The sequence below is a fragment of the Rhodoferax sp. genome (assembly GCF_044236835.1).
GTDB lineage: Bacteria > Pseudomonadota > Gammaproteobacteria > Burkholderiales > Burkholderiaceae_C > Allorhodoferax.
In genome coordinates this window covers 25,704-39,286 of the sequence record NZ_JBIIGC010000005.1, presented here as the reverse complement: position 1 = coordinate 39,286, position 13,583 = coordinate 25,704, and the positions used below count along the sequence as shown (strand labels likewise).

Annotated in this window: 12 protein-coding genes; 8 read left to right on the top strand and 4 right to left on the bottom strand. The window is 60.8% G+C overall.

Features of this window, described 5'->3' with window-relative positions; genetic code table 11:
* Window positions 1-37: 37 nt before the first annotated feature.
* Both ACILRC_RS05125 and ACILRC_RS05120 read right to left on the bottom strand, forming a co-directional pair.
* Window positions 38-1,984 (bottom strand): propionate--CoA ligase, encoded by a 1,947-nt coding sequence (locus ACILRC_RS05125; protein WP_395668389.1) that lies wholly within the window; start codon window positions 1,982-1,984, stop codon window positions 38-40.
* Between the two features lie 213 nt (window positions 1,985-2,197).
* Complete coding sequence (locus ACILRC_RS05120; protein WP_395668282.1) at window positions 2,198-2,806, bottom strand: isochorismatase family protein; 609 nt, start codon at window positions 2,804-2,806, stop codon at window positions 2,198-2,200.
* A gap of 185 nt (window positions 2,807-2,991) precedes the next feature.
* On the opposite strand from ACILRC_RS05120, the gene ACILRC_RS05115 reads away from it, so the two are divergent.
* On the top strand, window positions 2,992-3,555 hold the full coding sequence (locus ACILRC_RS05115; protein ID WP_395668281.1) for a C40 family peptidase: 564 nt from the start codon (window positions 2,992-2,994) through the stop codon (window positions 3,553-3,555).
* A 95-nt stretch (window positions 3,556-3,650) separates the two neighbouring features.
* Here ACILRC_RS05115 and ACILRC_RS05110 read toward each other — a convergent pair whose 3' ends face one another.
* The gene (locus ACILRC_RS05110) at window positions 3,651-4,349 is read right to left on the bottom strand and encodes a DUF3047 domain-containing protein (protein ID WP_395668280.1); all 699 of its coding nucleotides are present in this window, start codon (window positions 4,347-4,349) and stop codon (window positions 3,651-3,653) included.
* 397 nt (window positions 4,350-4,746) lie between these two features.
* On the opposite strand from ACILRC_RS05110, the gene ACILRC_RS05105 reads away from it, so the two are divergent.
* The 7 genes from ACILRC_RS05105 to ACILRC_RS05075 all read left to right on the top strand — a co-directional run bounded on the left by ACILRC_RS05105 (window position 4,747) and on the right by ACILRC_RS05075 (window position 12,855).
* Window positions 4,747-6,126, top strand: a complete 1,380-nt coding sequence (locus tag ACILRC_RS05105) for a TolC family protein (protein ID WP_395668279.1) — start codon at window positions 4,747-4,749, stop codon at window positions 6,124-6,126.
* Window positions 6,123-7,895 carry an ATP-binding cassette domain-containing protein gene (locus ACILRC_RS05100; protein ID WP_395668278.1) on the top strand — a complete coding sequence of 591 codons (1,773 nt, stop codon included), beginning with the start codon at window positions 6,123-6,125 and terminating at the stop codon, window positions 7,893-7,895. Before ACILRC_RS05105 ends, ACILRC_RS05100 begins: the two co-directional genes overlap by 4 nt.
* Window positions 7,892-9,079, top strand: coding sequence for an HlyD family efflux transporter periplasmic adaptor subunit (locus ACILRC_RS05095; RefSeq protein WP_395668277.1), 1,188 nt, complete (start codon window positions 7,892-7,894; stop codon window positions 9,077-9,079). Before ACILRC_RS05100 ends, ACILRC_RS05095 begins: the two co-directional genes overlap by 4 nt.
* A 371-nt stretch (window positions 9,080-9,450) precedes the next feature.
* A complete protein-coding gene (locus tag ACILRC_RS05090) occupies window positions 9,451-9,744 on the top strand; it encodes a hypothetical protein (RefSeq protein ID WP_395668276.1) in 294 nt (97 codons plus the stop codon).
* Window positions 9,745-9,764: 20 nt separating this feature from the next.
* Window positions 9,765-10,439 carry a tetratricopeptide repeat protein gene (locus tag ACILRC_RS05085; RefSeq protein ID WP_395668275.1) on the top strand — a complete coding sequence of 225 codons (675 nt, stop codon included), beginning with the start codon at window positions 9,765-9,767 and terminating at the stop codon, window positions 10,437-10,439.
* A 71-nt stretch (window positions 10,440-10,510) separates the two neighbouring features.
* Complete coding sequence (locus ACILRC_RS05080) at window positions 10,511-10,774, top strand: DUF4212 domain-containing protein (RefSeq protein ID WP_395668274.1); 264 nt, start codon at window positions 10,511-10,513, stop codon at window positions 10,772-10,774.
* Window positions 10,774-12,855 carry a sodium:solute symporter family protein gene (locus ACILRC_RS05075; RefSeq protein WP_395668273.1) on the top strand — a complete coding sequence of 694 codons (2,082 nt, stop codon included), beginning with the start codon at window positions 10,774-10,776 and terminating at the stop codon, window positions 12,853-12,855. Before ACILRC_RS05080 ends, ACILRC_RS05075 begins: the two co-directional genes overlap by 1 nt.
* A 59-nt stretch (window positions 12,856-12,914) precedes the next feature.
* On the opposite strand, the gene ACILRC_RS05070 is transcribed toward ACILRC_RS05075, so the two are convergent.
* Entirely contained in the window at window positions 12,915-13,559 is a 645-nt protein-coding gene (locus ACILRC_RS05070; RefSeq protein WP_395668272.1) for a formylglycine-generating enzyme family protein, read from the bottom strand.
* Between the last annotated feature and the right edge of the window lie 24 nt (window positions 13,560-13,583).

The following is a 13,583-nucleotide window of genomic DNA, read 5'->3' as shown; positions in this document are numbered from 1 at the left end:
GCAGGCTGTGCTGTCGAGCTTGGCGTAGCGCTGGGGCCTACAGAGACACCAAATCCCGGATTTGTTGCAAAGCTGCGGGGTCTTCCATGGTGGTCAGGTCGCCCGGATCGCGCCCCTCGCACACCGCCTGGATGGCACGCCGCAGCAGCTTACCGCTGCGGGTTTTGGGCAGCACGGTCACAAAACGCACACGGGCCGGGCGGCCCACGGCGCCGATGGAATGGTCCACCACCTTCATTATTTCGCCCTCGAGCTTGAAGCGCGCTGCGTCATCGACCAAACCGCTGGCGTCCTTGACCACGGCAAACGCCATGGCCACCTGGCCCTTGAGTTGGTCGGCCACGCCAACCACTGCAACCTCCGAAATGTTAGGGTGGCCGGAGATGCTCTCCTCGATCTCGCGGGTGCCTAGTCGGTGGCCAGCGACGTTGATCACATCGTCGGTGCGCCCCAGAATGAAGAAGTAGCCGTCGGCATCGCGCACGCCCCAGTCAAAGGTGCTGTAGATGAGCTTGCCGGGGATGCTTTTCCAGTAAGTTTTGACGAAGCGATCGTCGTCGCGCCAAACCGTTTGCATGCAGCCTGGTGGCAGCGGACCTTCGATGGCGACCACACCCTTCTGGTTGGCGCCGGTCAACTCCTCTCCGGTGTTTTCGTCCAACAGTTTCACGTCGTAGCCGTACATGGCGACGCCGGGGCTGCCAAACTTGCTCGGGGCCTTCTCCACGCCGTTGGCGATGCTGAGAATGGGCCAGCCGGTTTCGGTCTGCCAGTAGTTGTCGATGATGGGTTTGCCCAGACCCTCGCTGATCCAGGCGGCCGTGGGCTCGTCCAGCGGCTCCCCCGCCAGAAAAAGTGCGCGCAAGCTCGACAGGTCGTACTTGGACAGCAGGGCCGGGTCTTGCTTCTTGAGCACACGCACGGCCGTGGGTGCGCTGAACATCACCGTGACTTTGTACTTCTCAACCAAACTCCACCAAATGCCGCCGTCTGGACGGGTGGGCAAGCCCTCGTACATGATGGTCGCCATGCCCGCCAGCAACGGGCCATAGATGATGTAGCTGTGGCCCACCACCCAGCCGATGTCGCTGGTGGAGAAAAACGTCTCGCCCGCGTTGCCACAAAAAATGTGCTTCATGCTCGCAGTCAAGGCTACGGCATAGCCGCCCGTGTCCCGTTGCACGCCCTTGGGTTTGCCTGTGGTGCCGCTGGTGTACAGGGTGTAACTGGGGTGGGTGGAGTCCACCCATTCGCAGGGAACCACCGAACTCTGGTGCTTTTGGCGCAGCACCTCCCACGGGTGGTCGCGACCTTGTACCCATTGCATAGGCGCGAGTTTGCGGTCCACGAGTAGCACGGCAGAGGGCTTGTGGCTGGAGGTGGCAATCGCCTCGTCCAGCAGGGGCTTGTACTCCACCACCTTCCCGCCGCGAGAGCCGGCGTCGGCGCTGACAATCAGCGTGGGCGATGCGTCCTCGATGCGCGAAGCCAGCGAGCCTGCGGCAAATCCACCGAACACCACCGAGTGGATGGCGCCGATGCGCGCGCAAGCCAGCATCGCAAAGGCCGCCTCGGCCACCATCGGCATGTAAATCAGCACCCGGTCGCCCTTTTTCACCCCAAGCGCTAGCAGCGTGGCGGCCATCGCCTGCACTTCGGTGTGGAGTTCGGCAAAGCTGAAGGACTTTTCAGTGTTGGTCTCGGTGGATACCGCAATCAGCGCCGGCTGCTGCGCACGGTCGCCGAGGTGGCGGTCGATGGCGTTGTGGCACAGGTTGGTGGTGCCTCCTACAAACCATCGCGCAAACGGTGGGTTGCTGTAGTCGCACACCTGGGTGGGTGGTGTTTTCCAATCCACCATCTTCGCTTGCTCGGACCAGAAGCCGTCCCGGTCTTGGATCGATTGGCGGTGAAAGTCTGCGTAGGCGGTCATGGGGCGCGTCTCCGAACGGTGGTGAAAACTGAATTCATAATTATGAAGCAGCAACTTGCACAGACCTGACTTTTTGATCTAGGCAGCCGCCACCCTATCCGCCGAACGTATGCACACGGGATGGGCGAGATCGGCTGGGCTTGATACCGACCTGGCGCGACCGAGCGCCAACAGCGTTGCCTGACATCCCACCGCAGCCAACCACCGGTGGGCGCCGCCGCATCGCGAAATGCGCCGCACGGCCAGCCCAACGAAGAGTCTGCTTTACTTGATGAGGGCCATCACGGCCTTGAACGCGGGGTGCTCGGCGGTGCGCAACCATTCAAATGCAACCATCTCGGTGGTCACCAACTCGACACCCGCTGCGGCGAGGCGGTCAAACGCGGCGTCGCGATTGCGCTCGGTGCGCGAACTGCACGCGTCGGTGACGACCCAGACTTCGAAGTCGTCTTCCAGCAGATCGATCGCGGTCTGCAACAAGCACACATGGGCCTCGCACCCTGCCAAAACGATGCTCTCGCGGCGGGTCTCGACGGGCTTTTGCAGATGCTTGGGCAAGCTGCGCGCGTTGCCTTGCACCGCCGGGGGCTGCGGCCGCAGCCACTCGCCCAAGCCCTCCTCGACCGCGCTGAACTGCATTTTGCTCAGCACCCGCGCCTGGACTCGCTGCAGCGCTTCCCCCAACTCAGGCACGCTGGCACCCAGCTTGGAAGGGTTTTGCTCGGTAGCGAACACTGGGACCTGGAGCAGTGCTGCGGCTTGCACCAGACGCACCGCATTGGCCACCACGGCAGGTCCATCTTGCATCGCTGGCATCAAGCGCAATTGGTAGTCCACCAAGACAAGCTGGGAAGTTTCGGGTTCTAAGCGCATGGCCGAGCCTTGAAGCGTAAAGTCCCAAGCATAACCAAGGCGCCGCCCCACTTTTGCGACAACGCGCCCGAACCAAGCATGCGACAGCACTCATGCGAAAAACGATACCAATCAATGGCTTACAGCACACTTTGACTGCATTACATTGCTTGACAGCCCCGATTGCGCTGGCTAAGCTGGACCACATGCGAAAGCTTCTACCCCTACTGGCGCTGGTATCTGCAACGGCCTTGCATGCAACCCCGGCGGATTCGGGCGACGAGCTCGGCCAATTTGTGGCGGAGCGCCGCCTGATGGAGCGCATAAGTGAGGTGGGTAGCAAAGTCGAATCCAAAGCGTCCGAACTGGTCGTCAGTGCGTTGGGGTTTTTGGGTGTGCCTTACCGACGTGGGGGCGACAGCGTGGAAACCGGCTTTGATTGCAGCGGCTTCGTCAAAGCCATGTACGAGCAAACCGTGGGGCTGGTTTTGCCGCGCCGGGCGGAGCAGCAGGCCGCAGCGACTCAAAAGATAGACCGTGCCGACCTCAAGCCTGGCGATTTGGTGTTCTTTAACACCATGCGCCGTGCCTTCAGCCATGTCGGCATCTACGTCGGTAACGGCAAGTTCATCCATTCACCCAAGCCTGGAGCACAGGTGCGGGTAGAAGACATGGGCGTAACCTACTGGTCGAGTCGCTTCGACGGTGCGCGGCGGGTGCCAAGCCCGAATTCCACCCAAGCAGCCACAGACCTGTCCTCGCTGCCCTGATCTGGCTGGCTGCCCATCCTCACTCATTTTGACGGTGCACCGCATGGCGCCCAAAGCTACGAATGCGTGGGCCACGTAGGTAGGTCAGCGGCCGCCTAAGGTTGCTTCCCCACCCACACCACGGGTCCGTACCAGGCGCGGGTCACTGACTTGGTGTTGTCGCTGTCGGTCATGATGCCGATACCCACCAAGTTTCCGGGGGCCTCGCCGAATGCCCGCTCGAAATCGGCACGCACGTCGCGTTCATAGGCTTGCCACTGTCCTAAGCGCTGTGTACCCGACTCAACGACGATCTTGCGGATACGGTCGGTTCGGGGGTTGGGAATAACAGCGTCTACCGGGCTTTGGTTGCTCCACACGTACATCAGCGTGGCATTTGGCATAGGCTCGCCGGTCAGTGCTGTCGATAGCTCGGAGAGCATCGCGTCTTTGGCAGAGAAGACCGACCGGTCGCCGTCAAACGCCAACACGACACGCACAGGAGAATCGTCATGCTCACGTGACGCCAGATTGGCGGTATCAATCAACGACGGTACGTGCCACGAAAAGCGCAACCTTCCTAATTCAGCAGGGGCCACGTGCACCGACTTGCGCAACATGCTCACCGAGCCCTCAGCATGCACGAGCACCGCATCGCGGCCCTCATGCCTCACACGGCGGTACTCACTGGGGCGCTTACCCGGGAATGGCTTGTGATGCCACACCACAGCATCGGCCCAAATCAGGCGCGCAGGCTGCGCAACCTTGTACTCATTCGCCGAATGCGCACCGTCGCTCTCAGACAGGGGCGTCATAGCGCACCCTATCAGGGAGGTACCGAAGCAAACAACAAGCAAGCGAGCAACAAAAGACATGGTTGTGGTGCGCGCAAAGTCATCCCTGCGCCGAGCGAGTGCGAGGATGATAGCAACCGCAAGGGCTGCAATCGACAAGCCACCCATACTGGCGCGCCTGAGCCTTTGAAGCTTTGGGCCTTTAGAACCCATCGCAGGATGAGCTTTTCGCGGGCCTTTGCGAACAAATTCCGCATCCCCACCGCCATGCGAGTAAAAGTGTGCCGGATTGAACATTGGTGGACGGTGGCGCAAGTGTGCATTCATACATTCGTCCGGTCGCTTGGCGGCCGACGCCTGCCCATCGACGGCATCCGCGCCAGCCGGGCCTGCGTCGTCAGACGAACACACCCAACCGATGAACATTCGACAACATCAACTCGCCAACGTTCCATTGGCCCAGCACCGCTTCTTCCTCGAACTTGGTGTCCCATGGCGGCGCGGCGCAGCGCTAGCCCTTGCTTGTTCCATGGGGGCATCCTTGGGTGCCCATGCACAAACCTACTCCCAATCGGATGCCCTTGCCACGCCTTCTGGTCTGGAGCTTCTGATTATTCAGGCCATAGACCGACATCCCGACATTGCCGCGGCGCGCGCAGAACAGCTTGCAACACAAGCAGACTTGGAGGTGGCAAACCAAAGGCGCTTTCCAAGCCCTGCCATGCAGCTGCGCAACGACAACGAAGGTCAAGTGGCCGTGGCCTCTCTCACCCAGCCGGTATGGACAGGAGGTAGGCTTACCGCAGCGGTCAATCTCGCCGATCGCCGGGCACGTGCTGCCAGCTCGGCTGTTCAGGAGTCAAGCTATCACCTCAGTTTGCGGGTGCTTGCCGCCTGGACAGCTTTGCGCCAGGCGTTGGGCCGAGAACGCGCCCATGTAGACAACGTTGCACTGCTTACGGTGTACGCCGAAAGTGTCTCCAGGCGTATTGCAGGGGGCGCCTCAGCAGCCGTTGACGGTGAATTGGTAGCTGCCCGACTGGAACAAGCGCGCAGCGATTTATCCAGTGCCCGGGCAGCGCGACGGCTTGCCCGCGCACAACTCGTGCAGGTCACTGACCACACCCCTGGCGGAGTTGATATTGAGGCGCTGCTGCCCAACGACCTGCACCTTCTCGAACTCCCGTTGCTCCTCCCATCGAATTCTTCTCACGAACGTTTACTACAAGACGCCACCGCCTACTCGCCCACGTTACGTCGCCTGGAGTTTGAGATCGAGGCAATGCGCTATGAAGTCGATCTCAGGCGCACCGGACTCCTGCCCAGCCTCCATGTCCGCTTGGAGCACCAGCGGCGCCACGCAAACAGCCCTCATGCGGTCTCCAGTGACAGCCGCATCGCGCTCACCATGGAATACGCCCCAGACGCTGGCCTTGCACTGAACTCCGCAATTTCGGCAGCCCAGTTTCGAGCGGCCATGCAGCAAGATCGTCGCGAATCCTACTTGCGGGACTTCCATCAGCAGCTGCTAGCAGACCATGAGGACTACCAAGAGGGCCTGTCCCGCGCGGTTAGTCTGCAGCGTACCCTTGCAGCAAACCGGGCGGTGCTGGCTTCGTATGACCGGCTGTTGATTGCAGGCAGGCGCGGCTGGCTCGAAGTACTCAACATTGCACGGGACGTCACAGCCACCCAAATTGCGCTGCTCGATGCCCGGGTACTCGCTGAATCAGCAGGCTACCGGCTGCGGCTGCACACCGGCAAATTGCTGCAAACATCCACCAAGGCACCCACATGAACACGCACCCTAGTTCTGCACGCACGCTGTTTCGCGATGCTCTGGTGGACAGAAGCCACCTGTTCGTACAAGCAGCAGCGGCGGCCTTGCTGGCCAACAGCCTTTCGCTGTTTGCGGCGCTTTACAGCATGCAGGTGTACGACCGCGTCATCCCCACCCAAGGGCTTTCCACCTTAACGGTGCTCACTGTGGGCGTCTTGATTGCCGCTGTGTTGGAGCTGGTGGTAAAGGTTGCACGTGCCTACATTCTTGAAAGTGCGGTCAAGGGCATGGATATCGAACTATCCCACGCCATTTTTCGTCGGCTGCTGCGGCTCCGTATGGACCAGTTTCCGGCCACCGTAGGCACGCTGGCGGCCCAGTTGCGCAGCTACGAAACCATACGCGGCTTCACCTCCTCGGCCACGCTGTACTTACTGGTGGATGCGCCATTCGCCTTGCTGTTTTTGGCGGTCATCGCACTGCTCGCCGGCGTGTCTCTTGCGGCCATCCCTGCAGTGTTTCTGGTTATCGCAGTGGCCATAGGGCTGTTCTACAAAGCCCGTATTGCGCGCCACGCCAAGAGCAGTAGCGCCGCCTCGAACAAAAAGCTCGGGCTGTTGGTCGAGGCTGTAGAGAGCGCAGAAAACATCAAGGCTGCTGGCGCTGCGCCAGCGCAGATGGCGCACTGGAACAACCTGTGCCGGCAAACCATTGACGACGATATCGATATCCGCCGTTACAGCGAACAAGCCACTTACTGGGCCGGCTTTATCCAGCAAGTGAGTTACGTCTGCATCGTAGCGATGGGGGCCTGGGTCGCAGCAAGCACCACCAACCTGACCACCGGCGGTCTGATTGCCTGCTCCATTCTTTCGGGTCGGGTACTGGGACCGGTGGCTGCCTTGCCAGGACTGATCGTTCAGTGGGCGCATGCGCGCGCGGCACTGGAAGGTTTAGAGAAAGTGTTTGCGCTGCAATGTGACAACCACGGGATTGCGAAGGCCCTCAATCCGCAATCCGTGCACGGCGGATATCGCTTGCAACAAGTTGAGTTCGCATACCCCGGGCCAATTCCCAGGCGGGCGGCGGCATTGCGGGTAGACCAACTACAACTGGCTCCAGGCAGCAAGGTTGCCCTGCTTGGAACCATCGGTGCTGGCAAAAGCACTCTGCTCAAAATTCTTGCAGGGTTGTACGCAGCGCAACGCGGTCAGGTGCTGCTTGACGGGCTCGACATCCAGCAAATTGAGCGCGCACGCCTTAGCAAAGCGATTGGATACCTCTCGCAAGACCCGAAACTGCTGTCCGGCACACTGCGCGACAACCTCACGTCAGGCTTGGACGACCGACCCAGTGACGACGACATCCTGGCCGCTTGCAAAAGTTCAGGCTTGATAGGTCTGGTGGCTACCCACCCCCAAGGACTCGACCTCCCCATCTTCGAGGGCGGTCGCGGGGTCTCTGGCGGGCAAAAGCAACTCATTGCCCTCACGCGTGTGCTGCTAGTGCGCCCTTGCGTCTGGTTGCTCGACGAACCCACGTCGGCCATGGACGAACACTCCGAACATCAGGCCTTGGAAGCCTTGCGTGCCGCCATGCATCCACAGCACACGATGATCTTGGTTGCGCACAAGCCAGTGCTGCTAGACATCGTCGACCGCATCGTGGTGTTGACCCCCGAGGGTGTCGCCATGGACGGCCCCAGGGACTTGATGATTGAGCGATTGCGCCGTAGCGCTGCGCCGCCACGTGCATTCAGGCCTGCGGCCATGGAGGTGGTGGCATGAACGATCTCCCCAGACCCACACTGCCCCACACTCGGTTGTCCGGCAGCCTCTGGGTGGTGGCGCTGGGCTTCGTGAGCCTGTCCATTCTTGGCGTTTGGGCAAACCACTCAGAAATCGACCAGATTGCGCGCGCCCAAGGACAAGTCATCGCCACGGCGCGCACCCAGGTGATTCAGTCGGCCAACGACGGACTGATCGATGCCATTGGGGTGCACGAAGGCGAGCGGGTCAAGAAAGGCCAATTGCTCGCCCGCCTGGACCGCAGCCAGGCCGAGGCGGCATGGCGCGACAGCCTGGGCAAGGTGGCAGCGCTCAAAGCCGCATTGGCACGGCTCGAATCCGAGGTCTACAGGCGGCCCCTGCGCTTCCCCCCTGAATTGCTGTCCCACCCAGCATTCGTGCAGAACCAAACGGAACTCTTTCAACGCCGACAAGCTGCTTTGCAAGAAGAAGTGGCGGCCTTCGAGGAAGGTCTGGCCTTGGTGCGCGAAGAGCTCGCGTTGAGCCAAAGCCTGCTGGCCAGCGGGGACATGGGCCGAACCGAGGTACTGCGCCTGCAAAAACAAGTGGCCGACCTGCAAGGCCAAATCACCAACCGGCGCAACAAATACTTCCAAGACGCGCAAGCCGAACTGACCAAGGCCGAGGAAGACCTTTCGACCCAACAACAAGCGCTGGCAGAACGCTCCACCGTGCTGGAGCGCACGGACATCTTGGCACCCACCGACGGGCTGGTCAACAAAATCCACCTCACAACCTTGGGTGCCAAGGTGCGACCCGGCGACGTGATCATGGAGCTGTTACCCACGGGCGGTGCTCTGGTCATCGAGGCCAAGCTACGGCCGGCAGACATTGCATGGGTGCGTGCGGGCTTGCCTGCTGCCATCAAGCTCGACGCCTATGACTACAGTGTCTACGGCGTGCTCAGAGGGAAAGTGCGCTACATCAGCCCGGATGCCCTGAGCGAGCGAACTGCTTCCGGTGAGGCGATTTACTACCGGGTGCAAATTGAGATCGACCCGAACGCCCTCGTGGCCCGCAACCAAATGCACCCGGCCAGGCCCATCGAAATACAGCCCGGCATGACCAGCACGGTGGAAATTGTCACCGGTTCCCAAACCGTGCTCGCGTACCTCACCAAACCAGTTACCAAAACGCTATCGGACTCCCTTGGCGAACGGTAACGCTGCACACACGTCGCGCGGCGCCATGGCATTGCTCCGAAAACCCACCTGAGACCCCGCCCAACCTGGCCCGAACTTGGTGTCCGAGATGCCTTTGGCAACGCGCCAATGGCTCGACACTTCAAAAGGTCTCGCCGACATGGCTAGGACTTTCCCTAGTTTGCAGGGAAAAAGACGCCCATTTTTGGTGCCAACCAGGGCTTTTTCTGCGTAAGTGTTGCGTAAGCTTTATCAAGTTCCCGAGTGATACAGCCTTCTAATGGACCGCGATACACCCCTGATCCTGACTAAAACCCCGCGTCGGGTATGGAATACCAGAAATTTTGGGGGTATTCCTAAAATCCGCCGGGCTTAATCCAAGGAGACGCTAGGTGATTTGGTTTGTCATTCTCAAAGCGGTAGCTGAGCTTGCGCTGATGGCCTTGGTCGCACGCTTTGTGGTTGGCTTGCTGGCCGGTGCCAACCGCGAGCGCAATCCATTCTGGCAGCTCCTCGACTTGATCGCGCGGCCCCCATTGAAGCTCGCGCGTTGGATATCCCCCAAAGCGGTACTGGACCGCCACATTCCCCTGGCTGCATTTTTTATCACCGCGTTTATTTGGCTGATCGCCTTGCAAGCCAAGCTGTCTTACTGCCTTGAATCAGGCATGGCCCAGTGCCGCTAAGGGCCTCACCCCCCAACCCCATGAACCACTCCACCACATCCCAACCTGTAGCCGTGCCCGACATGGTGACCCAGCGTGCTCTGGTAAAGCCTAGCCGCCCCAGTGGTCTGCAACAGTGGTGGGTGGTGCAACAAGTTCGTTGGTGGAATGTGTTGGGACAACCGGAGAAAACTGCGGCGGTCTACGCGCATGCGATGCAGCGCTGGCCGCAGTGGGGCGACGCAGTGGAAGGCCTGGCGTTTTGCCATGCCGCACGGGGGCGCACCGAGCAGGCGGTCGCGCTGCTAAGCGACCTGGTGGCGCAGGACGCCAACCGCGCCAACGCCTGGTTCAATTTGGGCTTTTTGTTGCAGCAGCATCCCGCTACGCAGCGCAGTGCGCAAGGCGTGCATGCCGATGCGGCCCTGCGGCGTGCGACCGAGCTCGACCCTCAGTTGGACCGCGCCTGGTATGGCCTGGCGCTGGAGCTGATTGCCCAAGGCCAGCACCGCGAAGCAGTTGCATGCCTTAAAGCTTGTACCAAGATACAGCCCATGAGCCCCTACGCCTGGTACCAGCTTGGGCGCACGTACCACACGCTGGGCAAAGCAGATAAGGCGCGCGAGGTGCTGGTGCACCTCAAAACCTTCGACCCCAAGATCTCCGGCCAACTGCAGCGCGAAATTGAGTCGCTTGCCGTGGCCCCAACCCCATAAAAAAAGCACCGCCCAGCGAAGGCACCCCCCCACCACCAGTGGATTTTCAATAGCACCCAGGAGTCACATCTATGGACATATCAGAACGCCGGGAACAGTACTGGCGAAAGAACCTCCAAATCACCGGCGTTCTGCTGGCGGTCTGGTTTGTGGTGACGTTTGTTGTGGGCTTTTTCGCCCGTGACTTGACGTTCACCCTGATGGGCTGGCCCTTCTCGTTTTGGGTAGGTGCCCAAGGGTCTCTCATCGTGTACATGCTCATTATTTGGTACTACGCACGCACCATGAACAAGATGGACACCGAGTTCGGCGTGGCAGAAGAGGAGGACGAGTAATGTTTGATACATCTGCATCCGGGCGCGCGTTTTCGAAGCAACTCAACAAGGTGTACGGCTGGTACATCGGCGGCTTTGCCATCTTCCTGGTGGTGCTGGGCGCGCTAGAGTTCATGGGATTGCCACGCGCCTTCATTGGGTACGCATTCCTTGCCGCAACCGTGTTCCTGTACGCCGGTATTGGCTTCATGAGCCGCACCAGCGATGCTGCCGAATACTACGTTGCTGGTCGCCGGGTTCCAGCGATGTACAACGGCATGGCTACCGGTTCAGACTGGATGTCTGCTGCATCGTTCATCGGCATGGCAGGTACCCTGTACCTGTCAGGCTATGGCGGCTTGGCGTTCATCATGGGTTGGACTGGCGGCTACTGCTTGGTGGCTCTGCTGCTGGCACCCTACCTGCGCAAGTTCGGCCAGTTCACCATCCCTGACTTTCTGGGCGCACGCTACGGCGGCAACTTGGTTCGCTTCATCGGCATTTTGGCGGCGATCGCGGTGTCGTTTGTGTACGTTGTGGCGCAAATCTACGGCGTCGGACTGATCACCGCGCGTCTGTCTGGTGTGGACTTCCTGGTGGGCGTGTTTGTAGGTTTGGGTGGCATCCTGGTGTGCTCGTTCTTGGGTGGCATGCGGGCCGTGACCTGGACGCAGGTGGCCCAGTACATCATCTTGATCATTGCGTACCTGATTCCCGTGGCCTGGTTGTCGATCAAGCACACTGGCATTCCGGTGCCGCAGGCGATCTACGGTTTCCAGCTGCAAAAAGTGACTGAGCGCGAAAAAGAGCTGACCCAAGATCCCAAGGAACTTGAAGTTCGGGCGATCTTCAAGCAGCGCGCTGCTGACCTTGAAGCCAAGCTCAAGGACGTTCCCGCTGCCATGGCTGCGGACCTGGCAGCCGCTGAGAAGCGGGTGGCAGATCTGAAGGCCAGCAATGGTCCCGCCGCTGACATCAGCAAGGCTGAAGCGGCAGTCGCTGCCCTGCCCAAGACCGAAGCTGCGGCCCGCGAGGCTTATACCGCCGCACGGGCGCTGAACGAAACCCGTTCTCGACCGCTGGGTGGTATGCCAGCCCACGCCACTGCGTTCCCCGGAGCGACCGAAGAGGCCCAGAACATCGCTCGCAAGAACTTCCTTGCGCTGGTGTTTTGCTTGATGGTCGGTACGGCTGCCCTGCCCCACATCTTGATGCGCTACTACACCACTCCGTCGGTGCGGCAAGCGCGCCAATCGGTGGCGTGGTCGCTGTTCTTCATCTGCTTGCTGTACCTGACGGCGCCCGCATTGGCCGTGTTGGTGAAGTACGAGGTCTTCAATGTGCTGGTGGGCACACCGTTTGACAAGTTGCCGGCGTGGGTGTCGGGTTGGGCAGCGGTGGATCCGACTTTGATGTCGGTCTCTGACATCAACAAGGACGGCCTGCTGCAGCTCGGTGAAATTCGCATCGGCGCAGACATTATTGTGTTGGCCACCCCCGAGATCGCTGGACTGCCCTATGTGATCTCTGGCCTGGTAGCGGCCGGTGGTTTGGCTGCGGCCTTGTCCACTGCGGACGGTTTGCTGCTCACGATTGCCAATGCGTTGTCGCACGACCTGTACTACAAGATGATTGACCCCAATGCATCGGCTGCGCGCCGCGTTACGGTGTCCAAAGTCTTGCTGTTGATCGTGGCGCTGCTGGCTGCCTACGTGGCCTCGCTCAAGATCGCGGACATCTTGTTCCTGGTCTCAGCTGCGTTCTCGCTGGCTGCGGCAAGCTTCTTCCCGGCGCTGGTGTTGGGCATCTTCTGGAAGCGCGCCAACAAATGGGGCGCTGCCACCGGCATGGTCAGCGGCTTCTTGGTCACCGGCTACTACATGGCCATGACCCAGCCCTGGCTGCGCAAGGTGTTTGAAGTGACCACCCCGGTCAAGGATGCCACTTGGTGGGACATCCAGCCGATTGCTGCCGGTATCTTCGGCGTGCCCGTGGGGCTGGCGGTCATGATCATCGTGTCGCTGCTGACCAAGGCACCTGAAAAAGAGGTGCAAGACTTGGTCGAACATGTGCGCTACCCCAACCTGGCACCTGCCAAGTAACGCACAGAGCAATCTGTAATGGATTCACCCCGGCAGATACAAATCTGACCGGGGTTTTTTTATGGGTAGACGCAGCGCAGGCCGATGTACACAGCATAAAAGTCAGGCGGCTTGTAGGCCTGAACTTGCGCCCGCATCTGTGCCTCGTCATACCACCACGAGCCGCCCACGGTGCGGCGGCCAGAACCATCGCTGTCGCTGGTCCACTCCCACACATTGGCACCCATGTCGTACAGCCCATTGACACCCTGGCGGGTGGCACCAGCCGGTGCTGCAGCGGGCCAGGGGTCTGCCCCGTTGGTGTTTGCGCCCTGCGGGCTGTCGCCTGTGGACCATGGGTAAGTGCGGCCTCGAACCCAAGGCGCTGGCGGGGACACACGCATCTCGGTGAAACCGGCAGCTTGCCACTCGGCACCTGTCGGCAAACGCCCACCGGCCCAACGGCAGTAGGCCTGCGCCTCCCTGTAGTCCAGGTGCACAGCGGGCATGTTCATGTCGACGGGCTCGCCTTGCGGGCGGCGCCAGTTCCAGCCGGCACGGCGCTCCCACCCCGCGCGGTACTCAAAGCCTCCGCCCTCCCGCTGCGCGCGGGTGACCACGCCTGTGGCCCGCACATAGCGATCAAACTGCGCGATGGTCACCTCGGTGCGGTCCCAAGCCAAGCCCTCCAGCACCACCCGCTCACCCACTTGGGCATGGGACACGGGCGCACTCAGCAGCAGGGCCGA

Bases quoted from the DNA above. Each gene is read 5' to 3' on its own strand.
- ACILRC_RS05120 (WP_395668282.1), bottom strand. From the start codon at position 2,806: ATGCGCTTAGAACCCGAAACTTCCCAGCTTGTCTTGGTGGACTACCAA.
- ACILRC_RS05115 (WP_395668281.1), top strand. From the start codon at position 2,992: ATGCGAAAGCTTCTACCCCTACTGGCGCTGGTATCTGCAACGGCCTTG.
- ACILRC_RS05110 (WP_395668280.1), bottom strand. From the start codon at position 4,349: ATGACGCCCCTGTCTGAGAGCGACGGTGCGCATTCGGCGAATGAGTAC.
- ACILRC_RS05105 (WP_395668279.1), top strand. From the start codon at position 4,747: ATGAACATTCGACAACATCAACTCGCCAACGTTCCATTGGCCCAGCAC.
- ACILRC_RS05100 (WP_395668278.1), top strand. From the start codon at position 6,123: ATGAACACGCACCCTAGTTCTGCACGCACGCTGTTTCGCGATGCTCTG.
- ACILRC_RS05095 (WP_395668277.1), top strand. From the start codon at position 7,892: ATGAACGATCTCCCCAGACCCACACTGCCCCACACTCGGTTGTCCGGC.
- ACILRC_RS05085 (WP_395668275.1), top strand. From the start codon at position 9,765: ATGAACCACTCCACCACATCCCAACCTGTAGCCGTGCCCGACATGGTG.
- ACILRC_RS05080 (WP_395668274.1), top strand. From the start codon at position 10,511: ATGGACATATCAGAACGCCGGGAACAGTACTGGCGAAAGAACCTCCAA.
- ACILRC_RS05075 (WP_395668273.1), top strand. From the start codon at position 10,774: ATGTTTGATACATCTGCATCCGGGCGCGCGTTTTCGAAGCAACTCAAC.